The organism is Spirillospora sp. CA-142024 (assembly GCF_050942325.1).
Taxonomy (GTDB): domain Bacteria; phylum Actinomycetota; class Actinomycetes; order Streptosporangiales; family Streptosporangiaceae; genus Spirillospora.
In genome coordinates, this window is record NZ_CP192077.1 from 1,796,116 (window position 1) to 1,818,890 (window position 22,775).

Here is a 22,775-nt window from a genome sequence, read left to right on the forward strand (position 1 = left end):
TGCGGGCCGGCGGCCTAGGAGGGCTTTCCGGCCTTGCCGTGGCGGAGGCGGTGCAGGAGGACCCGGGCCAGGTAGGCGCCCAGTTCGATGGTGTAGCGGCGCCAGAGACGGCGGGGTTCGCGGGCCAGGCGGTAGAGGAAGCCGACGCGGAGCTTGAGGACCCAGGCCGGGTAGTAGTCGCGGCGTTCGGCGAGGTGCTCGAAGTAGGCGCCGCACGTGATGATGACGGGCGCGGTGAGGCGGTCGCGGTACTCGGTGACGAAGCGCTGCTGCAGCGGGGTGCCGAGGCCGACGTGGAGGATGTCCGGGGCGGCGTCGTTGATCTCGGCGACGAGGCGCCCGGCGGTCTCGGCGGGGATGCGGCCCTGGTCGTCCGCCCAGTGGCCGTGCAGGGTGCCCGCGATGCTCAGGCCCGGGTACCACGCGCGGACGTTCCCCGCGGCGGCTTCGGCGACGCCCGGGGCGTTGCCGAACAGGAAGACGCGCCAGCCCTGCTCGGCGGGCTGGCCGAAGAGATGGTCGGTGAGGTCGTCGTTGGCCATCCGGCCGGGCACCGGGCGTCCGAAGATCTTCGCGGCCAGCACCACGCCCCAGCCGTCCGGCAGGTTGAGGTCGAAGCCGTTCATCAGATCGCGCAGCCCGGCGTCCTTCTGCGCCTTGAGCACGTAGTCCGGGTTGGCGAAGGTGACGGTCAGCTTCGTCCGCTCCTTGACGGCCGTCTCGACGAAGGACCGGAACCGGGCGACGTCGGAGCGGCTGACCCGTACGCCGAGGACGTCGACGGTGTCATGCGGCCATCGTTGGTCCACGTTCGCTCTGCCCTCCCAGAGGCACCGGCGACGCCGGGGGATACGACCGGAGAGGGCAGCGTATCCCGGTTCCGCGAGGTGCGCCGGAGGTAGAGGGAGACGGCGATCGTGGCGGCGGTGAGGGCGACCATCGTCCAGGCGAGGGGGACGGCGGCCACGCCGAACATCTTGAGCGAGGACGCGACCAGGACCAGGGCGAGGACCCGCCGGATGAGCCCGCTCGGGGCCCGGGACGAGATCTTGGAGCCCAGGTAGACGCCGGGGATGGAGCCGGCGAGAAGCGCGGTGGTGACCTCCATTCGGAAGTCGCCGAACAGCAGGTGGCCGATGGCGGCCGCGAACACCAGCGGGACGGCCTGGAGCAGGTCGGTGCCGACGAGCTGGTTCGCCTTGAGCGTCGGGTAGAGGGCGAGCAGCGCGACGATGATGAGGGAGCCGGAGCCGACCGAGGTGATGCCGACGACGAGCCCGCCGACGATCCCGATCAGCACGGTCGGAACGGGCCGGACCTTGATCTCGGGGGCCTTCTCCCGGTCGCCGGTGGATCCGTTGCGACCGCGATACGCCAGGTAGCCGCGCAGGACGAGGCCTGCGGCGGCGATCATCAGTGCGACGCCCATCGCCTTGCTGATCAGGTCTTCGATCGAGCCGCCGTGGCCGAGGGCCTTCGCGACCAGGACGCCGGAGAACGCGGCGGGCACCGAGCCCGCGCACAGCCAGCCGACCAGCCGCATGTTGATCGTGCCCTGCCGGTAGTGGACGGCGCTGCCGACGGGCTTCATCACGGCGGCGGCGACCAGGTCGCTCGAGACGGCGGCGAGCGGGCTGACCCCGAAGAACGTCACGAGCATCGGCGTCATCAGGGCGCCGCCGCCCATGCCGGTCAGCCCGACGATGATGGCGACGAGGAACGAGCCCAGCGCCATCGTCCAATCGAAGTCCATCGGCATGACCTACCTGGCATATAGGAAAACTCGCTTAACAGACTAAGCGACGTGTCTCCGGAGTGGTAACCCGGGTGGTGTGGGACAAACGGGACGGAAGGGATTACTCGGGCCGCACCCAGCCGCCATCCACCAGCAGGCCGAGGACCTCGCCGACCGCCTCGTCGGGCGTCATGTGCGACGTGTCGAGCGTCAGATCGGCGTCGTCCGGCGCCTCGTAGGGGTCGGAGATGCCGGTGAACTCGGGGATCTGCCCGGCCCGGGCCTTGGCGTACAGGCCCTTGCGGTCGCGGCGCTCGCACTCCTCCAGCGGCGTCGCCACATGCACCAGGATGAAGTCGCCCACGGCGGACACCATCCGCCGCACCTCCGCGCGGGTCGCCGCGTACGGGGCGATGGGTGCGCAGATTGCGGTGCCGCCGTGCCGGGTGATCTCGGCGGCGACGAACCCGATGCGCCGGATGTTGAGGTCGCGGTCGGCGCGGGAGAACGTCAGGCCGGCCGACAGCATTCGCCGGACGACGTCGCCGTCCAGCAGCGTGACCGTCCGGCCGCCGCGCTCGACCAGCGCGTCGGCCAGGCCGCGCGCGACTGTGGACTTCCCGGAGCCCGACAGGCCGGTGAAGAACACCGTGATGCCGCGCGAGCGCTTCGGGGGGCGCGCCAGCGCCAGCTCGGCGGCTACGGCGGGCGGGGTGAACCAGTCGGGCACGGGCTCCCCGGCGTCCAGCAGCTCGTTGAGCCGCTCGGGCGTCAGCTCCGCCTGGACGTGGTCGGGCTCGATGCGCGCGACGGGCCGCCAGACCTCCACGTCGGCGTCGTACGCCCAGGGTTCGGGGACGACGAGCGGGATCGCGGTGCCGTCCATCTCCTCCTCGGCGAGCAGGTGGGTGGCGCCGTACGCGGCGGCGACGTGCGCGTGGAGGAGGACGTCGCGTTCGCGGTCGCCGCGCGCCGGCAGCGGCACGGGGATGATCTGCGCGCCGTCCGGCAGCTCCTTGCGGACGCCCAGCAGCGCCCGGACGAGGGACTCGTCGTGCTGCCCGCTCAGCATCGGCAGGACGAGGACCTTCGCGCCGAGCTGCTCGGCGACCTGCCGCAGCTGGCCCAGCTGCTTGCGGTGGAGAGGCTCGCGAGTGGCCGCCACCAGCACGTTGCCCTCGAAGGCGTCGAGCTCGTCGGGGCGGCGGCGCAGGCCGTGGAAGGGGCCGTGCGCCGGGGCGCGGAGGGCCTCCAGCGGACCGGCGAGCCGCCATGCCTGGCTCGTCGGGTCCTGCCAGGTCTCGGCGACCCGCATCACCGCGAGCGGCACGCCCTCGGGGTCCTGGAGGACGACCCGCTCGTGGCCGGTCAGCTTCTTCGGAACGGTCAGCGTGACCGGGACCGGCCACGGGGTGCCGTCGGCGAGCCGGCCCCCGGCGATCACCATGGCGGTGTCGAACGAGCCGAGGAACCCGGTCAGCGGGCGGTACACCCCGGCCAGGATCAGGTCCAGGTCGGCGAGCTCCACCGCGTCCGGAGTCCAGGCGGGCAGGTCGCGCAGCGTGTCGGGAAGGCCGGCGTCGGCGGTCACCGCGATCTCCGATCCCGCCCGGCGGAGCGTCCGGGCTCATCCGTGGCGATTAGGGGTTTCCGCAGGAAAAATACTGCCCCGGCCCGGACCCGCGCACGTGCGCCCCCGGATCAGATGACCCGCGCGAAGCGGTTCTCGGGTTTGCGGATGACGAGCGTGACCTCGCTGTGGTCGGCGGTGAGGCGGCCCCGGCTGACCGCCGACACCAGCCGGCAGAGCAGCTCGGCGAGGCCGGTTCCGGCCCCGAGCGCGTCGATGGCCTGCCGGGAGGTGTACTCCTCGGCGATCACGAGCCCGCGCATGACGCAGTACCAGCGCATGCCGGCCTGGGACGCGACCCGGTCGTAGATGGCGGCCGGCGGGCTCGTCCGCACGACCGGCACCGGGCGGGCGGGCGGCTCCGCGGCCGGTGCCGCGGCGGGCGCGCCGCCGGGCCGCGCGCCGGGCACGGCGGGCTCTGCCTTCGTGCCGTCCGCCGGTTGCGGGACGCGGGCATGGGCGCCGCGCCCCTGGCCCCGTCCCGGACCGGGACGGCGCCTGCGGCCGGACAGATGCAGCCACCTGGGCAGCGTGCGGTCCAGGAACCCGAACGCGGTGTTGCGGTCGCGCAGGTGGATCAGCAGCAGCCCGCCGGGCTTGAGCGCGGCGACGAACCGGTCGAGCACCAGCTCGGCGTGCGGGACCCGCTCGATCAGGTACGAGGCGTGGACGACGTCGTAGGCGCGCGGCGGCAGCGGGACGGTGCGCAGGTCGCCGAGATGCCAGGTGTCGAGGTCGGGCCGCTCGCAGGTGTACGCGCGCAGCTCGGGGGACTCCAGATCGACCCCCGTGACGTGGTGCTCGCGGTCGCCGAGGTCCAGCCCCGTGCCCCAGCCGCAGCCCGCTTCGAGGATGTGGATCCGCTGCAGGGGCTTCTCGTGGGCGTACTGACGGGCGCGTTCTGAGAAGAGATCGCCGTCGTTGACCGGCGGCGTACGCAGATCGGTCACAATCTCGCAGCGTAATCGCCTGACTCCGCTCCGTCCGCTATTTGCCCTTTCTTGGTGACCGTCGTGTCGCCCTGCGTACCCGCCGGGGGGCCGTCCGCGAGCTGCGGCGTCGCCTGAACGGGAGCCCGCGCGGGCGCGTACCCTGGTACGCGGTACCGGGGTCCGCGCGGATTCCCGGTTTTCGGGCTGCCCTCCCTCGGGGTGATCGGCGATTTTTTGCGGGCGAAGATGACGCTTTCCGGACTTGTTGACCTTGCGTGCACCGACCCCGGTCTGGAGCGCGCTCTCAAGCGGGCGCGCGCGGACCAGGAGGTCGTCGCGCCCGCCGCGCTGTGGCCGATCCTGGCCGCGGCGCTGAGCCGCAGCCTGCGCGCCGGCGGCTCGGCCGGCGCGGGGGGCGTGGTGCTCGCGGTGACCGCGACCGGCCGGGAGGCCGAGGACCTGGCCGCCGCGCTGGCGAGCCTGCTCGACCCGGGCCGCATCGCGCACTTCCCGGCGTGGGAGACGCTGCCGCACGAGAAGCTGTCGCCGCGCTCCGACACGGTCGGGCAGCGCCTCGCGGTGCTGCGGCGGCTCGTCCACCCGGACGCGGCCCAGCCGGACGAGGACGGCAAGGGCGGCGCGCTGGACGTGGTCGTCACGCCGATCCGCGCCGTTCTGCAGCCGATCGTGTCCGGGCTCGCCGACCTGGAGCCGGTGCGGCTCGTCTCCGGCGAGGACGCCGACATGGACGACACCGTCCGGAGCCTCGTGGACGCCGGCTACCACCGCGTCGACCTGGTGGAGAAGCGCGGCGAGATCGCGGTGCGCGGCGGGATCCTCGATGTGTTCCCGCCGACCGAGGAGCACCCGCTCCGGGTGGAGTTCTGGGGCGACACGGTCGAGGAGATCCGCTACTTCAAGGCGGCCGACCAGCGCTCCCTGGAGGTCGCGCAGGCCGAGGCGGTCGGCGGGGTCGGTTGGTCGGGGCAAGCGCGCCTCTGGGCGCCGCCGTGCCGGGAGCTGCCGCTCACGCAGCAGGTGCGCGAGCGCGCCAAGCTGCTCGCCGAGGAGCATCCGGCGCTGGAGGAGATCCTCGGCCGGATCGCCGACGGCGACACCGTCGAGGGCATGGAGGCCTTCTCGCCCGTCCTCGCCGAGAGCATGGAGCTGCTCACCGATCTGCTGCCGGAGGGGTCGGCGCTGCTGGTGTGCGAGCCGGAGCGGATCCGCACCCGGTCGGTCGAGCTGGTCCGGACGAGCCAGGAGTTCCTGGAGGCGAGCTGGGTCAACGCGGCCGCCGGGGGCGAGGCGCCGATCGATCTCGGCGCCGCCGCGTTCCGCTCGCTGGAGGAGGTCCGCGCGCACAGCACCGAGCTGGGGCTGCCCCGGTGGAGCGTGACAGCGCTCAATCCCGAGGGCGATGCGCTGAACCTGGGGGTGCAGCCGGCGGAGGCCTATCGGGGCGACACGTCCCGGGTCGTCGGCGACCTCAAGGGCTGGATCGACGGCGGCTGGCGGGTCGTGATGGTGACCGCCGGGCACGGGCCCGCGGAGCGGCTCGTCCAGCTGGTCGGCGAGGAGGGGATCGGCGCGCGGCTCGCCGACCTCGGCGGGCCGCCCGAGCCGTCCCTGGTCACGGTCACGACCGGGCTGCTGGAGAACGGTTTCACCTGGGGCGCGGTCAAGCTCGCGGTCCTGACCGAGACGGACCTGTCCGGGCAGAAGTCGTCCACGAAGGACGCGCGGCGCATGCCGTCCCGGCGCCGCGGCGGCATCGACCCGCTGCGGCTCAAGCCCGGCGACTACGTCGTGCACGAGCAGCACGGCGTCGGCCGGTACGTGGAGATGGTCAGCCGGACGGTGCAGGGCGCCACCCGCGAGTACCTGATCCTGGAGTACGCGAAGAGCGACCGGCTGTTCGTCCCGACCGACCAGCTCGAAGAGCTCACCCGCTATGTCGGCGGCGAGGCGCCGAGCCTGCACCGGCTCGGCGGCGCCGACTGGCAGAAGGCCAAGTCCCGCGCCCGCAAGGCCGTCAAGCAGATCGCCGGGGAGCTGATCCGGCTCTACTCGGCGCGGATGGCGAGCCCCGGCCACCCGTTCGCGACCGACACCCCGTGGCAGCGGGAGCTGGAGGACGCGTTCCCGTACGTGGAGACGCCCGACCAGCTCGCCGCCATCGACGAGGTGAAGGGCGACATGGAGAAGGCCGTCCCCATGGACCGGCTGATCTGCGGCGACGTCGGCTACGGCAAGACCGAGATCGCGGTGCGGGCGGCGTTCAAGGCCGTCCAGGACGGGCGGCAGGTCGCCCTGCTCGTCCCGACGACGCTGCTCGTCCAGCAGCACATGTCGACGTTCTCCGAGCGGTTCGCGGCGTTCCCGGTCGTGGTGAAGCCGATCAGCCGGTTCCAGTCCGACAAGGAGATCGAGGAGACGCTCCGCGGCCTGTCCGAGGGCACCGTGGACGTCGTCGTCGGCACCCACCGGATCCTGTCGTCGCAGACCCGGTTCAAGAACCTCGGCCTGGTCGTCATCGACGAGGAGCAGCGGTTCGGCGTCGAGCACAAGGAGGAGCTGAAGCGGCTCCGGACGCAGGTGGACGTGCTCGCCATGTCCGCGACGCCGATCCCGCGCACGCTGGAGATGGGCCTGACCGGCATCCGGGAGATGTCGACGATCCTCACCCCGCCGGAGGAGCGGCACCCCGTCCTGACGTTCGTCGGCCCGTACGAGGAGAAGCAGATCGCCGCCGCGATCCGCCGCGAGTTGCTGCGCGAGGGCCAGGTGTTCTTCGTGCACAACCGGGTCCGGTCGATCAACAAGGTCGCGGCGAACCTGGCGCGGCTCGTCCCGGAGGCGCGGATCGGCATCGCGCACGGCCAGATGAACGAGCACGAGCTCGAGAAGGTCATGGTCGACTTCTGGGAGAAGAACTACGACGTCCTCGTCGCGACCACGATCGTCGAGTCCGGCCTGGACGTGCCGAACGCCAACACCCTCATCGTCGACCGCGCCGACATGTACGGCCTGTCGCAGCTCCACCAGCTGCGCGGACGCGTCGGGCGCGGCCGGGAGCGGGCGTACGCCTACTTCCTCTACCAGCCGGAGCAGCCGCTGACCGAGACCGCGCACGAGCGGCTCGCGACGCTGGCGCAGCACACCGAGGTCGGCGCCGGCATGTACGTCGCGATGAAGGACCTGGAGATCCGCGGCGCCGGCAACATCCTCGGCGCCGAGCAGTCCGGGCACGTCGCGGGCGTCGGCTTCGACCTGTACGTCCGGATGGTCGGGGAGGCCGTGCGGGAGCTGAAGGACGGCGGCGGCGAGCCCGAGGCCGTCGAGACGAAGGTCGAGCTGCCCGTCGACGCGCACCTGCCGCACGAGTACGTGCCGGGGGAGCGGCTCCGGCTGGACGCCTACCGCCGCATCGCCGCCATCACGTCCGACGACGAGATCGGCGCCGTGCACGACGAGCTGAAGGACCGGTTCGGGCCGCTGCCCGTCCCGGTGCTGAACCTTCTCGAAGTCGCGCGGTTCCGCGCCAAGGCCCGCAAGGCGGGACTCACCGACGTCACCCTCCAGGGCAACTTCATCAAGTTCACGCCCGTGCATCTGCCCGACTCCAAGCAGGTCAGGCTGCAGCGGCTCTACCCGAAGAGCATCCTGAAGCCGGCGACCGACACCCTGCTCGTCCCGGCGCCGAAGACCGCGCAGTTCGGCGGCCGGCCGCTGCGCGACCAGGAACTGCTGACGTGGGCGACCGGGCTGGTCGACGCCCTTTTCCTGCAACCCGCCACGCAGCGCTAACCTCTCTGAGGGCGATCCCAGCTCCCCGAGACAGCTCAAGCGACGAGACGAGGAATCCGTGCCTGGTAAGTCCGTGAAGGCAGCGGTGGCGGCCGTGGTGGCGGCCGTCGCGCTGGCCGGCTGCGGCGGCTCCCCGAAGGTCGGCACCGCCGCCCTCGTCGGCGACGACCGCATCACCGTCACCACGCTCAGCCAGAACGTCCGCGACTGGCGGACGCAGTTCCGGGCGGACCCGGCGGCCAACGAGCTGCGCGCGAACGCGACCGGCCTGACGCCGCAGCTCGCCGGCGACTCCGAGTCGGACCTGCAGGGCGCGCTGACCCTGCTGATCAACTTCAGGGTCGCCGCCAAGGTCGCGGACCAGGCCGGCGTCGAGGTCACCGGCGGGCAGGTCGACGGCGCCGTCCACGACCTGAACGACGAGGGCGGCGCCGCGTCGATCACCCTGGCGAGCGGGCTGCCCCGCGCGCACACCCGCGACCTCGCGCGGCTCGTCGCGACGCAGCGGGCCGTCATGCAGCGGTTCGGCGCGGATCTGAAGAACCCGATGAACCCGGCGACGCAGCAGGCCGGGCAGCAGTGGAACGAGCTGTTCCAGCGGACCGCCGGCGACATGCACATCAAGGTCAACCCGCGCTACGGGCACTACGACGCGTCCAAGTTCGAGATCGGCCCGATCGTGTACCGGCTGTCCAGCCCCGAGTCGGGTATCTGAGACCCATGGGCCTGACCCTGCTCGCGACCACGCACCGGGTCGCGCCGGGCCTGCTGACCTGGCGGGCCTGGGACGCGCTCCGGTCGGCGGACGCCGTCCGGCTCCGGGACGGGCATCCGCTGCTGCCCGCACTCCTCGACGCCGGGATCGTCCCGGACCTGGTGGACGCGCCCGACCCGTCCGCGCTGGTCGCGGACGCCCGCCGGGCGGACGTCCTGTGGGTGGCCGCGCCCGAGGGCGACGAGGAGCTGATGCGCGGGATCGGGAACCTGGTCGTGAACGACCCCTTGGACGTCGAGGTGCTGCACGGCTCCTACGACCTTCCGGGAGCGCGCCTCCTCGACCTCGTGTCGGTGATGGACACGCTGCGCCGCGAATGCCCGTGGGACCGCAAGCAGACGCACGTCACCCTCGTCCCGTACCTGCTGGAGGAGGCGTACGAGGTCCTCGACACCATCGAGTCCGGAGACTACGGCGCGCTCCGCGAGGAGCTGGGCGACGTGCTGATGCAGGTGGCGTTCCACTCGGTGGTGGCCGCGGAGCGCGACGACGAGACCGCGTTCACGATCGACGACGTGGCGGGCGCGATCGTCGACAAGCTCGTCCGGCGCCACCCGCACGTGTTCGGGGACGTGACGGTCTCCGGCGCCGACGAGGTCAACGCCAACTGGGAGCAGATCAAGGCGGCCGAGCGGGCGGAGAAGAGCGGCGCCGAGGCGTCGGCGCTCGACGGCGTGCCGATGGGCCAGTCCGCGCTGTCGCTGGCCGCGCAGCTCCAGCGCCGCGCCGCCCGGATGGACGCCCCGGCGGGTCTCGCCGACGACCTGGCCGGCGGTGAGAACGAGCTCGGGGCCCGGCTTTTCGCGCTGGTCCGGGAGGCGGTCGAAGGCGCAGTGGACCCGGAGGCGGAGTTGCGCGCCGTATCCCGGGTATTCCGCGATCGTGTCCGCGCGTGGGAACGGCGAGAGCAGTCCGGCTGATTCGGGGGATATCGACCGGAACATCGCCGATGGGGTGGTCGGGCGGAGAAGGCGCGTTTACGCTAAGCGCGTGCCGACCGAGGGCGAAGGTGACACAGGGGACCCCGAGAGCGGAGCCCCCGGCCCGCGCCGCCGCCGGCCGCGCCGGCTGCTCACCCGGTCGACGACCCGCGCCGAGAAGGCCCGTGCGCTGCGCGGGCTGGGCGCCCTCGGCGGGCTCGCCGGCGTGCTCGTCGCGCTCATGCTGCTGCCGACCGCGTGCACGGCGGGCGTCGGGGCCCGCGACGCGGCCGGCTGGTTCGAGTCCGAGCCGGACGGGCTGACGACCTCCGGTGTCCCGCAGCGGTCGAAGATCCTTGCCGCGGACGGCTCCACCATCGCCACGTTCTTCTACCAGAACCGCGTGGACGTCCCGATGAACAAGATCGCCCCGGTCGTCCGGGAGGCGGTGCTGGCGATCGAGGACAGCCGGTTCTACGAGCACGGCGCCATCGACACGCAGGGTACGCTGCGGGCGCTCGCCACCAACCTCAGCAGCGGACAGGTGGACCAGGGCGGGTCCGGCATCACCCAGCAGTACGTGAAGAACCTGCTGCTCACCCAGGCCGACTCGGACGCCGAACGGCAGGCGGCCAGGGAGATCTCCGCGGCCCGCAAGATCCGCGAGCTGCGGTACGCGGTGGCGCTGGAGAAGAGGTACAGCAAGGACGAGATCCTCCGCCGCTACCTCAACATCGCCTACTACGGCGACGGCGCCTACGGCATCGAGGCCGCGGCCCGGCACTACTTCTCCAAGCACGCCTCCGAGCTGAACCTGGCCGAGGCGGCGCTGCTCGCCGGCGTCATCCGCTACCCCTACGCCTACGACCCGATCCGCCATCCCGGCGCGGCCCGGCAGCGCCGCGACACCGTCCTGGACCGGATGGCCGACCTCGGCCGGCTCGACCGCGGCAAGGCGGAGGCGGCCAAGAGACAGCCCATCAAGCTGGACGTCGACAACGTGCGGAGCGGCTGCGTCTCCAGCAAGGCGCCGTTCTTCTGCGACTACGTCCAGCGCGAGATCCTCACCAACCCGGTGTTCGGCAAGACGGCCGTCGACAGGGAGAAGCTGCTCAAACGCGGCGGGCTCACGATCCGCACCACGCTGGACAGGCGGGCGCAGAAGGCCGCGCAGCGCGCCGTGGACGGGCATGTCCCGCAGAAGAACTCCGCGCACAAGGCCGCCGCCGAGGCGATGGTGGAGCCGGGAACCGGTGAAATCAAGGCGATGGTCGTCGACCGCAAGCTCGGCCCCGACAATGAGCGCGGCAAGACGTGGATCAACTTCGCCGCCGACGCCAGCCACGGCTCCAGCATCGGCATGCAGGCCGGATCCACGTTCAAGGCGTTCACGCTGGCCGCCGCGCTGGACGAGGGGCTGCCGTTCGGTACCCGGCTGATGGCGCCGCGCGCGTACACGCCGGTCGGCTACCGCAACTGCGACGGCGACCGCGTCGGCGATCCGACCGCCTCGCTGCGCAACTCCGCCGACGGTGAGGGCGGCAGGGAGTTCAGCATCGTCACCGGGACGCACCACTCGGTCAACACGTTCTTCCTCGCGCTGGAGAAGAAGGTCGGCCTCTGCGACACCGTCAAGATGGCCGAACGCCTCGGGATGAAGCAGGCGAACGGCAAGCCGCTGGAGGAGTACCCGTCGTTCACGCTCGGCTTCAACCCCGTCTCCCCGCTGCGGATGGCGGCCGCCTACGCCGCGTTCGGCGCCCGCGGGAAGTACTGCAGGCCGATCGCCATCCGGGAGATCCGGGACCCGGCGGGGAAGAAGCTGAAGGTCCCCGGGCGCGACTGCAAGCAGGCGATGGACGAGGGCGTCGCCGACGCCGTCAACTACGTGCTGCGCGGCGTCCTCACCAAGGGCACCGCGCGCGGCATGGGTCTCGGCCGCGACGCGGCCGGCAAGACCGGCACCGTCGACAACTTCTCCGCGGCCTGGTTCGCCGGATACACCCCGGACCTCGCCGCGGCCGTCTGGGTCGGCGACCCGCGCGGCGGTTACAAGCACCCGATGGAGAGCCTCTGCATGGACGGCCAGTGCTACGGCGCCGTGTTCGGGGCGACGATCCCGGCGCCGATCTGGCGGCAGAGCATGCTGGGGGCGCTGTCGCACACGGACCCGGGCTCGTTCCACCGGCCGCCGTCGCGCTACTTCAGCAAGGGCTCCGGCGAGGACCGGGCCAAGGTGCCGGACGTGCGGGGCATGCGGCCGGCCGAGGCCGTCGCCAGGCTCCGCGCCGCCGGCTTCAGGGCCAGGATCGGCGCGGCGGTCCCGTCCCGCCGCTATCCGAAGGGCACCGTCGCCGGCATGTCGCCGGGGCCGGGCTCGGCCGAGCCGGGCAACACCGTCACCCTGTACGTCAGCAAGGGCTCCAAGCGCGGCGAGGCGGGCGGACGGCCCGGACGCGGCGGCGGGCAGCGGCCCCCGGCACCGCCCGTCCCGCGCGCCACCGGCACGCCGCGGGCCGGTGACCCGGCCCAGCAGGCACCCGCGTGACCTGCGCGTCCGTGTGATCGTCCGGTCGCCGGGTAGATCGTCATCGGGTGCGCACACCGCACCGATCCGTTCGGGGGGACGATCGTCATGCGAGCCATCGCCGTGTCCGAGTACGGCGCCACACCGGCGCTGATGAACCTGCCGCGCCCGGAACCCGGGCCCGGCGAGATCCTGGTGAAGCTGATCGCCGCCGGGCTGAACCCGATCGACTGGAAGATCGCCGACGGCATGCTCAAGGACTCCGTCGACGCGCCGTTCCCGCTGATCCTCGGCGGGGACGGCGCGGGCGTCGTGGACGAGGTCGGCGAGGGCGTGACCCGGCTGGGGCAGGGCGAGCAGGTCTACGGGTCGTTCCGCGACGTCGCGCGCGGGATCGGCAGCTTCGCCGAGTACGCCGTCGTCCGCGACGACGGCCCGGTCGCGCGGATGCCGCAGGGGATGATCTACACGCAGGCCGCGGCGGTGCCGACCGCGAGCATGACCGCGCTCGGCATGGTCGAGGCGGCGGAGATCGACACCGGCCAGACCGTCCTCGTCGTGGGCGCGACCGGCGGCGTCGGGCAGGGCGTGGTGCAGCTCGCGTCCCGCACGGGTGCCAAGGTCATCGCGACGGCCCGCGACGACATGGCGGGCACCATGCGGCGCCTCGGCGCGGACGAGACCGTCGACCACTCCGCGGGCGACCTCAACCGGCAGGTGCTCGCCGTCCACTCGGACGGGATCGACGCCGTCCTCGACATGGTCAGCGACACGCGGGCGACCGAGCACATCGCGCAGCTGCTCCGGCCCGGCGGGACCTACGTCACCACCACCTGGTCGGTGAACCCCGACTCGATGGAGGCCAAGGGGCTGCGCGGCGTCAACTTCGAGAACGAGCCCTCGGCGGAGGCGCTGGACGGCCTCTCCGACCTCATCGACGCGGGCGCGCTGCGCGTCCGGGTCGAGCGGGAGGTACCGCTGGCGGACGCGGCCGACGCCCTGGCCGGCAACCGGATCGGCGGCGCGCGCGGCAAGACCGTGCTGCGCATCTGACCCCGCCGGGCCGCACAGGTGAGGACGGCGGCGGGGCGGGCATGCAGAGCCACAGGAGGAGCACATGAACCAGAGCCAGCCCGAGGACGACCGCCGCACCCGTCTGAGCGACATCGAGGCGTCGCTGGAGCGGCTGCGCGCCGACCTTCCCCCGCCCCCCGCCGACGCCACGGACTTCGTGGACTCCGGGCAGTATCTGGCCGCCCGCGAGGAACTGCAGGGCCAGATCGAGCTGCTGGAGGCCGAACGCGAACGGCTCCGCGCCGATCTCGGCCTCTCCTGAGGCCCGGACGAGGGCCGGGAACAAAGCCCGGCCGGCCCCGGTTCACCGAGTTGTGTCAAGCAACCGAGAAGGGGGCCGGGATGACGACCTACGAGGAGTTCGAGCGCGCGACGCTCTTCTTCGACGCCGGTGACTACGCGGCCGCCGCGGGGATGCTGGCGCCGATCGTCGCCGCCGACCCGGGCAACCGCTCGGCGGTCGAGCTGCTCGGCCGCGCGTACTTCCACAGCGCGCAGCTGCGCCGGGCGGAGGAGACGTTCCGCCGGCTCGTCGAACTGGACCCCTGCAACGGCTGGGCGCACGAGGCCCTCGCCCGCACCCTGGAGCGGCAGAGCCGCCCGGACGAGGCCCGCGCCTTCCGCAGGCTGGCGGGCGCCATGGGCGTCGGCCCGGCCGAGCGGGCCGGCGTCTCGGTGACGGCCGCCGACCTGGCCTGAGCCCGCTAGTCGCCCGGCAGCCGGAGGACGAACCGGGCGCCGGGCACGCCGTCGATCCGGTCGGTGAGGATCAGCGACCCGCGGTGCGCCTCGGCGATGTCGCGGGCGATGGCGAGGCCGAGGCCGGTGCCGCCGGCGTCCCGGTGCCGCCCCTCGGCCAGCCGCGCGAACCGCTCGAAGACCCGCTCGCGGTCCTCCGGCGGGATGCCGGTGCCGTCGTCGATCACCTCGACCACCGCGGTGTCGGGCGGTTCCGCGCGCAGGATCACCGTCACCTCCGACGCCGCGTGCCGGTCGGCGTTGTCCAGCAGGTTGGTCACGAGCCGGGCCAGCTCGCTCCGCCCGCCGTGCACCGTCACCGGCCCCTCCGACAGCACCGTCACCTGGCTGCGGCGGGGCCGCCGCAGCACCTCCTCGTCGGTGATCTCGGTGAGGTCCACCGGCTCCCGGGTGAAGTTCCGGTCGGCTTCGAGCCGGGTCAGCGCCAGCAGGTCGTCCACCACCGCCGACAGCCGCTCGGCATTGATCAGGACGGCCTGCAGCGTTTCGGGCAGATCGGCGTCGTCCGGCGCCGACAGCGCCAGCTCCAGCTCCATCCGCAGCGCGGTGAGCGGGCTGCGCAGCTCGTGCGACACGTCGGAGACGAACCCTCGCTGCCGCGCGACCGCCTGCTCCAGCCGGTCCAGCGTCGCGTTCACGCTCTCGGCGAGCAGCCCCACCTCGTCGCGGCGTGGCGGCACGGGCACACGCCGCTCCAGGTCGGTGGCGGTGATCTCGTCCAGCTCCCGGCGGATCCCGTCGACCGGACGCAGCGTCCGGCTCGCCGCCAGCCACGTCCCGTAGCCGGCGAGGCCGGTGATGAAGGGGATGCTGATCAGCACCAGGCTCGCCGCCAGCGGGCGCGGCAGCGGTCCCGGCGCGGGGGAGAGGGAGTAGACGAACTTCGCGGGCGCCCCCAGGCCCACCTGGTACTCCACGACCAGGAAGCAGCGGCCGCCCGGCGCGTCGATGCCGCAGAGGCGGCCGTCGCGGCGGTCCTCGTCGCGCGGGGGCGGGCGGATGGGCACCCGGGCACGGTCCTGCATCAGCGGCGAGGCCGCGAGTACCCGGCCGCGCCGGTCCGCCACCTGCAGGAGTTCGCCATCGGGCGCAGGGATCGGGTCGGTGAGCCTCCCGGTGTTCACCGACGCGGCCACCACCCGCCCTTCGCGGGCCAGCTCCTTGACGGTCTGGTTGGCCGCGTCCCGCTGGATCAGGGCCAGCAGCACCGCGCACAGCGCCGAAGACAGCACCAGGGCGATCAGCACGGCCGTGACCGTCACCCGGACCCGTATCTCCGGGTGCCGTAGCACGGCCCGCCAGATCCAGCGGCTCGGGCCGGCGGACGGCCGGCGGAGCCGGACGCGTATGACGACCTCCCGGGTACGGTTCTGCCAGTACCCGGGAATTCTTGCCGGAACAGGGCAAACAGCACCCTCACGGGCAGGTAAAAGGATTCTCAGGACCCCTCGTCAACGCCCCAGCGGCGCCGGATCGACCGGTCCACGAGCCCGAACAGCTGGTCGATCACGATCCCGATGATCAGGATCACCAGCATGTAGGAGATCATGTCGGCGGTGTTGTTCAGCTCCCTGGCCTGCGAGAGCAGCACGCCGAGCGACGTCGTGTCGCCGATGATGACGAGCAGCTCGCCGGCCATCAGGCTGCGCCACGCGAACGCCCAGCCCTGCTTCAGCCCCGCCACGAACGACGGCAGCGAGGCCGGCATGATCAGGTGCCGGTAGAGCGTGAGGCCGCGCAGCCCCATCACCTTCCCGGCGCGCAGCAGGATCGGCGGCGTGTAGTCGACGCCCGCGATCAGCCCGTTGGCGATCGACGGGGCCGCGCCGAGGATCACCACGAACAGGATCGCGCTCTCGCTGAGCCGGAACAGCAGGATGGCGAGCGGGAACCAGGCGATCGACGGCATCGTCTGCAGGCCGGTGATCAGCGACCCGAACGCGCGGCGCAGCACCCGGAACTGCGACACCAGCGCGCCTACGACCACGCCGGCGGCGACCGCGAGGGCGAACCCGACGACGGCGCGGCGCATCGTCAGCGCGACCGCGTCCCAGAACCGGGACGAGGTGATCTGGTCCCAGAACACCGGCAGGGTGTCGCGGGGGCCGGGCAGGACCCACGGCTCCTTCCAGCCGCTCCACACCACCAGCTGCCAGGCCGCGAGCGCGATGAGCACGGCCGTGAACATCGGCCACACCGCCGACCACGTCCGCTGGACGAGCCGCGCCCGCGTCCTGCCGCCGAGTTCCAGGGCGTCCAGGCCGGCCAGTTCCCGGTCGAGCCGCCCCTCGTCCTTCAGCACCTCATGCGCCATGCCGGACGACCTCCTCGCGCAGCCGGTCGGTGATGGACGCCGCCAGCGAGGCGACCTCGGGCGAGTCGATCCGCCGCGGCCGCGGCATCGGGACGGGGAACTCCTCCACGACCCGGCCCGGGCGGCTGCTGAGCAGCACGACCCGGTCGCCGAGCCGCACCGCCTCCCGGACGTTGTGCGTGACGAACATCACGGTCAGCCCCCGGTCCCGCCAGATCCGCTCGATCTCGTCGTGCAGGAGGTCGCGGGTCATCGCGTCGAGCGCGCCGAACGGCTCGTCCATCAGCAGGACGGTGCCCTGCCCGCCGTCCGCCTCGTCCTCGGTCAGCGCCAGGGCGCGGGCGAGCGCGACCCGCTGCCGCATGCCCCCGGACAGTTCGTGCGGGCGCCTGCGCGCGAACCCGCCGAGATGCACCGAGTCGAGCAGCGCCCCGGCGCGCCCCCGGCGGTCCGCGCGGGGGACGCCGCGCATCTTCAGGGCGAGTTCGAGGTTCGCCGTCACGGTGAGCCAGGGGAACAGGGCGGGCTCCTGGAACATCAGCGCGACCCGGGCGCCGTCCTTGTCGATCGTCCCGGCGCTCGGCCGGTCGAGGTCGGCGACCAGGTTGAGCAGCGTGCTCTTTCCGCAGCCGGACGCGCCGAGCAGGCACACGAACTCGCCCGGCGCCACGTCCAGGGAGACCCTGTCGAGCGCGAGGAGCGCGGATCCGCCGGTCCCGAACGCCTTCGAGACGTCGCTGAGGCGGACCGCCGTCGTCCCGGTCATCGGTCGCTGACCTCCGCCTTCCCGCTCGACTTGAGCACCTCGTTGAGCGGGCCGAGGTTGTAGATGCCGTCCAGGTCGGTCTTCTCCAGCAGCCCGATCTCCTCGGCGTGCTGCGCCCCGGCGGTCAGCGAGGACGCGACCGGGTCCGTGGTGAAGTCGATCTCCTTGAACGCCGATTCGAGGACGTCCTGCTTCAGCGGCTTCCCGCTCAGCTTGGCGAGCGCGTCGTTGGTGACCTTCTCGGCATCGGCCTTGTTCTGGTTGATGTAGTCGGTCGCCTCGACGACGCCCTGGAGCAGCTTCTTGACCTGGTCGGGGTGCTTCTTCTCGTACTCCTGGCTGACGAGCAGGTTGGTGATCACGAACTTGCCGCCGGGCCAGAGCGACTTCTCGTCCAGCAGCTTCTTGCCCTTGTTCTCCAGGATCAGCCGGGACGCGTACGGCTCGGGGACCCAGGCGCCGTCGATCTCGCCCTGCGCGAACGTCTGCAGCGTCTGCGCGTTCTCCTGCGGGACGACCTTGACGTCGCCGCTGCCGTCCTTGTTCGCGGTGAGGCCGTTCTTCTTCAGCCAGTAGCGCAGCGCCACGTCCTGCGTGTTGCCGAGCTGGGGCGTCGCGATCTTCTTGCCGCGCAGGTCCTGGACGCCCTTGATCCCGGGCTTCACCACCAGCGACACGCCGCCCGAGGCGGCTCCGGAGATGATGTGGACGGCCTTGCCGTGCGACTTGGACCAGGCGTTGATGGACGGGTTGGGCCCGACGAACGTCGCGTCGATCGCGCCGGAGAACAGCGCCTCGACGGCGGCGGGGCCGGCGTTGAACGTCGCGGTCTTCGGCGCGGTCCCGAGGTGCTTGGCGAAGATGCCCTTCTCGACGCCCACGAGGGCGGTCGCGTGCGTGACGTTCGGGAAGTAGCCCAGTCTGAGGGGCGCGTCCGCGCCGGACCCGTCATCGTCGCCGCCGCAGGCGCCGAGCGTGCCCGCTGCGACCAGAACGGTCAGTGCCACGGCGGCGAAGCGCCCGCGAAGTCCACGATGCATTGTCATCTTTCCCTACTAAGCAAGTCTGTTTGACCTGGACAGTAGATAAGGTGGGCAATACTTGCGTCAAGTCGCCGCCTCGGCAGGGTTTCGTCCACCCCGTCCCTTATGTGAGCCGTCCGCCCCGGGAACGGCGAGGCGGTTGGGCGGCGCGGGGGCCGCGCGGATAGGCTCGGTGACCGCACCAGACCATCCGCACCATCAGGGGGTTCCCCGTGTCGTCGATCGAGGCCGTACTCGCCCGGGAGATCCTGGACTCCCGCGGGAATCCGACCGTCGAGGTCGAGGTCCTGCTCGCCGATGGGACCGAGGCGCACGCGGCGGTCCCGAGCGGTGCCTCCACGGGCCGGTTCGAGGCGGTCGAGCTGCGGGACGGCGGTGAGCGCTACGGCGGCAAGGGCGTCCGCAACGCCGTCAAGGCCGTCAACGAGACCATCGACGAGAAGCTCGTCGGCTACCCCGCGTCCGACCAGCGGCTGATCGACCAGCTCCTGGTCGACCTGGACGGGACCCCCGCCAAGTCCGCGCTCGGCGCCAACGCGATCCTCGGCGTCAGCCTGGCCGTCGCCAAGGCCGCCGCCGACTCGGCCGGCCTCCCGCTGTTCCGCTACGTGGGCGGCCCGAACGCGCACCTGCTGCCCGTCCCGATGATGAACATCCTGAACGGCGGCGCGCACGCCGACACCAACGTCGACGTCCAGGAGTTCATGATCGCGCCGATCGGCGCGACCACCTTCGCCGAGGCGCTGCGCTGGGGAGCCGAGACCTACCACGCGCTGAAGTCGGTGCTGAAGTCGCGGGGCCTGAACACGGGTCTCGGCGATGAGGGCGGCTTCGCGCCCGACCTGCCGAGCAACCGGGACGCGCTCGACCTGATCATGGAGGCGATCCGCAAGGCCGGCTTCACCCCCGGCCGCGACATCGCGCTCGCGATGGACGTCGCCGCCAGCGAGTTCCACGCCGACGGCCAGTACGCGTTCGAGGGCACCAAGCGGTCCGCCGACGACATGGCCGCCTACTACGCCGAGCTGCTCGGCGGCTACCCGCTCGTCTCCATCGAGGACCCGCTCGACGAGGAGGACTGGGCCGGCTGGGAGGGCCTCACCGCCGCCGTCGGCGACCGGGTCCAGCTCGTCGGCGACGACCTGTTCGTCACCAACCCCGAGCGGCTCGGCCGCGGCATCAAGTCCGGCGCCGCGAACGCGCTGCTGGTCAAGGTCAACCAGATCGGCACGCTCAGCGAGACCCTCGACGCCGTCTCGCTCGCGCAGACGAGCGGTTACCGCTGCATGATGAGCCACCGGTCCGGCGAGACCGAGGACACCACGATCGCCGACCTCGCCGTCGCGACCAACTGTGGCCAGATCAAGACCGGCGCCCCGGCCCGCAGCGACCGCGTCGCCAAGTACAACCAGCTGCTGCGCATCGAGGAACTGCTGGACGACGCCGCCCGCTACGCCGGCGCCGCCGCGTTCCCGCGCTTCGACGCGCAGGGCTGAGATCGCGTGATCCGGCGGGTGGGACGCCGTCCCGCCCGCCGGGCACCGGGTTCCGGGCAGCCGAGCCACAGGCAGGGGACACGATGGCGCAAGGCGACGACCGAGCGGGCCCCCGAGGCGGGCGTGACGCCGGCGAGACCGATCGCGACGGCGACGGCGCCGCGCCGCGCCGCACGAACCCGGCGCTGACCAGCCGCGCCGCCATCCTCGCGGTCGTCGTGTGCGCGATCGCGCTCAGCCTCGCCTACCCTGTCCGGGAGTACATCGCCCAGCGCAAGGAGATCTCCGATCTCCGCCGCCAGGAGGCCATGTCCCGCCGGCAGGTGGAGGAACTCGCCCAACGCAAGCAACAATTGGGCGATAAGTCGTACATTGAGCGTGAGGCGACGCGAAGACTCCATTACTGCCGTCCTGACGTAAAGTGCTACATCGTGCTGGACGGCAGCGGGGGCGACGGGCAGCAGTCCCGCAAGGGCGGACCGGCGACCAGGCCGCCCTGGTACGAGACGCTGTGGCGGTCGGTGGAGGCCGCCGACCGGCCGCGCTGAGCAGTCCGCGCCGCGGGCGGCCGCGGACGCGTCCGGCGGGTGGGGCCGGGCCCGTACGAGGAGCCGGCGCGACGGTACGGGAGAACGGGGCCGGTGGAAGAACGGGATCGCGGGATCCACGGGTGGGGACGGATGATCGAAGCAGGTGACACGGCCGCCGTCGCGGCCCAGCTCGGTCGGGAGCCGCGCGGCGTCCGCGCGGTCGCGAGCCGCTGCCCGTGCGGGCTGCCCGCCGTCATCGAGACGGCGCCGCGGCTGCCCGACGGGACCCCTTTCCCCACGCTGTTCTACCTGACGTGCCCGAAGGCCGCATCGGCCATCGGGACGCTGGAGGGCAGCGGCATCATGCGGGACATGCAGGCCAGGCTCGCCGATGACCCGTCCCTGCGGGCCGAGTACGCCGCCGCCCACGAGGACTACCTGCGCCGCCGCGACGAGGCCGCCCGCGGCGAGGGCGTCGAACCGCTTCCGGAGGGCATGCAGAGCGCCGGCGGCATGCCGGAACGCGTCAAATGCCTGCACGCCCTCATCGCCCACGAGCTGGCCGTGCCGGGCGTCAGCCCGTTCGGCCGCGAGGCCTTGGACGCGCTCCCCGAATGGTGGCGCTCGGGGCCCTGCGTCCAGGTGGAACCGGAACCGGGGGAGGCGCCGTGACGCGCGTCGCGGCCATCGACTGCGGGACGAACTCGGTCCGCCTGCTGATCGCCGACATCGCGCCCGGCGGCGACGGCGAGAGCGGCGGGACCCTCACCGACGTCGAGCGCCGGATGGAGATCGTCCGGCTGGGGGAGGGCGTCGACGAGACCGGGCGGCTGTCGCCCGCGGCGCTGGAGCGCACCTTCACCGCGATGCGCGGGTACGCCGGGCTGATCGAGCGGCACGGCGCCGGCGCCGGGCACGGGCCGATCAAGACCCGGGTGGTGGCGACCAGCGCGACCCGCGACGCCGCGAACCGGGCCGACTTCGTCAGCGGCGTCGTCGAGATCTTCGGCGTCGTCCCCGAGGTGATCAGCGGGGACGAGGAGGCCGGGCTGTCGTTCACCGGTGCCACCCGGGAGCTGGCCGCGCTGCGCCCGGCCCGCCCCTACCTCGTGGTCGACATCGGCGGCGGGTCCACCGAGTTCGTGGTCGGCAGCTCGTCCGCCGACGCGGCCCGCTCGATCGACATCGGCTGCGTGCGGATGACCGAGCGGCACCTGAAGGACGACCCGCCCTCGCCCCAGCAGATCTCGAACGCCGCCGCCGACATCGACGCGGCCCTCGCCGCCGTCCGGGAGACCGTGCCGGTGAACGAGGCGCGCACGCTCGTCGGGCTCGCCGGGTCCGTCACCACGGTCGCCGGCATCGCGCTCGACCTGCCGGCGTACGACCCGTCCCGGATCCACCTGTCGCGCATCACCGCCGGCCAGGTCCACGAGGTGACCCGGCGGCTGCTGCACGCCACCCGCGCGGAGCGGGCCGAGTTCGGCGTCATGCATCCCGGCCGGGTCGACGTGATCGGCGCCGGCGCGCTGATCCTCGACCGGATCATGCGCGAGTACGGGTTCGGCGCCGTCGTGGTCAGCGAGCACGACATCCTGGACGGCATCGCCTGGTCGCTGGTCTGACCGGTCAGTACTTGAGCCGCGCGAGCAGCGCGGGGATCAGCACGGCGTTCGGGTTCTGCTGCGGGACGTAGAGGATCGGCGAGGCGCTGCCCGCCTGCTGGATCCAGACCCGGCCCCGGTCGACCGTCGCGCCGGAGATCGACGACCAGCTCAGCGACACCCGGTTGCCGCTCACGCCGCCCGGGTGGACGGTGAGGCCCTGCGCCACGTCGACCGACTCGCCCGCCCGGACCCGGGACGCCAGCTCCGCGACGAGACGCTGCTCGGCGTAGTCCTGGCACAGCTGGATCAGCCGCCCCCAGACGTGCTCGGGCTCGTCGTCCGGGCCCGGCAGGGTGCCGGGCTCGATCACCACCTCCACGCGGGGGCCGCCGTGGAACGGGTGCCGGCCCGCCTGGAAGATCCACTGGGTGCCGGGGACGTGGCCGGATCCGGCCGGGCGTTCCGCCGCCCAGTACGCCACCCATTCGACCCGCGCCCAGGTGATCGACGTGCTCCCGTAGGCGACGAGCACGTCGTCGGCGAGCAGGCGTAAGCCGCGCACGTTCACGTCCAGGGGCTGGACGGACGGCGCGCGGTCCCAGGTCGGCGCCCGCGGGGCGGCGTGCGGCGTCCCGCCGGCGGGCTCCTCGCGGGACCGCCGCTCCCGCCGGGGGATCCGCGGCGGCCGGTCCGGCTCGGGGTTCAGCCGCTCGGTCCAGTTCTCCCCGTCCCACCAGCGCAGGCTTCCCGTGCCGTAGGGGTCTGGGTACCAGCCCGGTTGCGACACTGCCTGCCTCCCGCTTCGCGCAATGGCGTGCCGGACACCCGCCTCCCCGACCGGCGAACGCATCGTACCG

20 protein-coding genes are annotated in these 22,775 nt (G+C 72.6%); 11 read left to right on the forward strand and 9 right to left on the reverse strand.

What is annotated here, in order from left to right:
- Window positions 1-14 precede the first annotated feature (14 nt).
- The 4 genes from ACQPZP_RS08765 to ACQPZP_RS08780 form a co-directional block, all read right to left on the reverse strand.
- The gene (locus ACQPZP_RS08765) at window positions 15-809 is read right to left on the reverse strand and encodes a WecB/TagA/CpsF family glycosyltransferase (protein ID WP_433477125.1); all 795 of its coding nucleotides are present in this window, start codon (window positions 807-809) and stop codon (window positions 15-17) included.
- Entirely contained in the window at window positions 692-1,753 is a 1,062-nt protein-coding gene (locus ACQPZP_RS08770) for a sulfite exporter TauE/SafE family protein (RefSeq protein WP_433477126.1), read from the reverse strand. Before ACQPZP_RS08770 ends, ACQPZP_RS08765 begins: the two co-directional genes overlap by 118 nt.
- 103 nt (window positions 1,754-1,856) lie before the next feature.
- Complete coding sequence (gene cysC, locus ACQPZP_RS08775; protein WP_433477127.1) at window positions 1,857-3,326, reverse strand: adenylyl-sulfate kinase; 1,470 nt, start codon at window positions 3,324-3,326, stop codon at window positions 1,857-1,859.
- A 110-nt stretch (window positions 3,327-3,436) separates the two neighbouring features.
- Complete coding sequence (locus ACQPZP_RS08780; protein WP_433477128.1) at window positions 3,437-4,315, reverse strand: class I SAM-dependent methyltransferase; 879 nt, start codon at window positions 4,313-4,315, stop codon at window positions 3,437-3,439.
- A 228-nt stretch (window positions 4,316-4,543) separates the two neighbouring features.
- Here ACQPZP_RS08780 and mfd point away from each other — a divergent pair, with 228 nt between their 5' ends.
- From mfd to ACQPZP_RS08815, 7 genes are all read left to right on the forward strand, one after another.
- Window positions 4,544-8,107, forward strand: coding sequence for a transcription-repair coupling factor (gene mfd / locus ACQPZP_RS08785; RefSeq protein ID WP_433477129.1), 3,564 nt, complete (start codon window positions 4,544-4,546; stop codon window positions 8,105-8,107).
- Window positions 8,108-8,165: 58 nt separating this feature from the next.
- Window positions 8,166-8,822 (forward strand): hypothetical protein, encoded by a 657-nt coding sequence (locus ACQPZP_RS08790; RefSeq protein WP_433477130.1) that lies wholly within the window; start codon window positions 8,166-8,168, stop codon window positions 8,820-8,822.
- Window positions 8,823-8,827: 5 nt separating this feature from the next.
- Complete coding sequence (locus tag ACQPZP_RS08795; RefSeq protein ID WP_433477131.1) at window positions 8,828-9,802, forward strand: MazG family protein; 975 nt, start codon at window positions 8,828-8,830, stop codon at window positions 9,800-9,802.
- 70 nt (window positions 9,803-9,872) lie between these two features.
- Entirely contained in the window at window positions 9,873-12,350 is a 2,478-nt protein-coding gene (locus ACQPZP_RS08800; RefSeq protein ID WP_433477132.1) for a penicillin-binding protein, read from the forward strand.
- Window positions 12,351-12,437: 87 nt separating this feature from the next.
- The gene (locus ACQPZP_RS08805) at window positions 12,438-13,382 is read left to right on the forward strand and encodes an NADP-dependent oxidoreductase (RefSeq protein ID WP_433477133.1); all 945 of its coding nucleotides are present in this window, start codon (window positions 12,438-12,440) and stop codon (window positions 13,380-13,382) included.
- A 64-nt stretch (window positions 13,383-13,446) separates the two neighbouring features.
- Window positions 13,447-13,665, forward strand: a complete 219-nt coding sequence (locus tag ACQPZP_RS08810; protein ID WP_433477134.1) for a hypothetical protein — start codon at window positions 13,447-13,449, stop codon at window positions 13,663-13,665.
- Window positions 13,666-13,745: 80 nt separating this feature from the next.
- Window positions 13,746-14,102: a tetratricopeptide repeat protein gene (locus ACQPZP_RS08815; protein WP_433477135.1), complete on the forward strand. Its 357-nt coding sequence runs from the start codon at window positions 13,746-13,748 to the stop codon at window positions 14,100-14,102.
- 5 nt (window positions 14,103-14,107) lie between these two features.
- On the opposite strand, the gene ACQPZP_RS08820 is transcribed toward ACQPZP_RS08815, so the two are convergent.
- The 4 genes from ACQPZP_RS08820 to ACQPZP_RS08835 all read right to left on the reverse strand — a co-directional run bounded on the left by ACQPZP_RS08820 (window position 14,108) and on the right by ACQPZP_RS08835 (window position 18,282).
- Entirely contained in the window at window positions 14,108-15,424 is a 1,317-nt protein-coding gene (locus ACQPZP_RS08820; protein WP_433477136.1) for a sensor histidine kinase, read from the reverse strand.
- Window positions 15,425-15,600: 176 nt separating this feature from the next.
- The gene (locus ACQPZP_RS08825; RefSeq protein ID WP_433477137.1) at window positions 15,601-16,476 is read right to left on the reverse strand and encodes an ABC transporter permease; all 876 of its coding nucleotides are present in this window, start codon (window positions 16,474-16,476) and stop codon (window positions 15,601-15,603) included.
- Window positions 16,466-17,242 carry an ABC transporter ATP-binding protein gene (locus tag ACQPZP_RS08830; protein WP_433477138.1) on the reverse strand — a complete coding sequence of 259 codons (777 nt, stop codon included), beginning with the start codon at window positions 17,240-17,242 and terminating at the stop codon, window positions 16,466-16,468. Before ACQPZP_RS08830 ends, ACQPZP_RS08825 begins: the two co-directional genes overlap by 11 nt.
- Entirely contained in the window at window positions 17,239-18,282 is a 1,044-nt protein-coding gene (locus ACQPZP_RS08835; RefSeq protein ID WP_433477139.1) for an ABC transporter substrate-binding protein, read from the reverse strand. Before ACQPZP_RS08835 ends, ACQPZP_RS08830 begins: the two co-directional genes overlap by 4 nt.
- Before the next feature lie 215 nt (window positions 18,283-18,497).
- Between ACQPZP_RS08835 and eno the strand changes: the two genes are divergently transcribed.
- The 4 genes from eno (at window position 18,498) to ACQPZP_RS08855 (ending at window position 21,936) form a co-directional block, all read left to right on the forward strand.
- Complete coding sequence (eno, locus tag ACQPZP_RS08840; protein ID WP_433477140.1) at window positions 18,498-19,781, forward strand: phosphopyruvate hydratase; 1,284 nt, start codon at window positions 18,498-18,500, stop codon at window positions 19,779-19,781.
- Window positions 19,782-19,864: 83 nt separating this feature from the next.
- Complete coding sequence (locus ACQPZP_RS08845; protein WP_433477141.1) at window positions 19,865-20,329, forward strand: FtsB family cell division protein; 465 nt, start codon at window positions 19,865-19,867, stop codon at window positions 20,327-20,329.
- 132 nt (window positions 20,330-20,461) lie between these two features.
- Window positions 20,462-20,983, forward strand: a complete 522-nt coding sequence (locus ACQPZP_RS08850) for a DUF501 domain-containing protein (protein ID WP_433477142.1) — start codon at window positions 20,462-20,464, stop codon at window positions 20,981-20,983.
- Window positions 20,980-21,936: an exopolyphosphatase gene (locus tag ACQPZP_RS08855; RefSeq protein WP_433477143.1), complete on the forward strand. Its 957-nt coding sequence runs from the start codon at window positions 20,980-20,982 to the stop codon at window positions 21,934-21,936. Before ACQPZP_RS08850 ends, ACQPZP_RS08855 begins: the two co-directional genes overlap by 4 nt.
- Window positions 21,937-21,940: 4 nt before the next feature.
- Here ACQPZP_RS08855 and ACQPZP_RS08860 read toward each other — a convergent pair whose 3' ends face one another.
- Window positions 21,941-22,705 carry a DUF2510 domain-containing protein gene (locus tag ACQPZP_RS08860; RefSeq protein ID WP_433477144.1) on the reverse strand — a complete coding sequence of 255 codons (765 nt, stop codon included), beginning with the start codon at window positions 22,703-22,705 and terminating at the stop codon, window positions 21,941-21,943.
- Window positions 22,706-22,775: the final 70 nt, after the last annotated feature.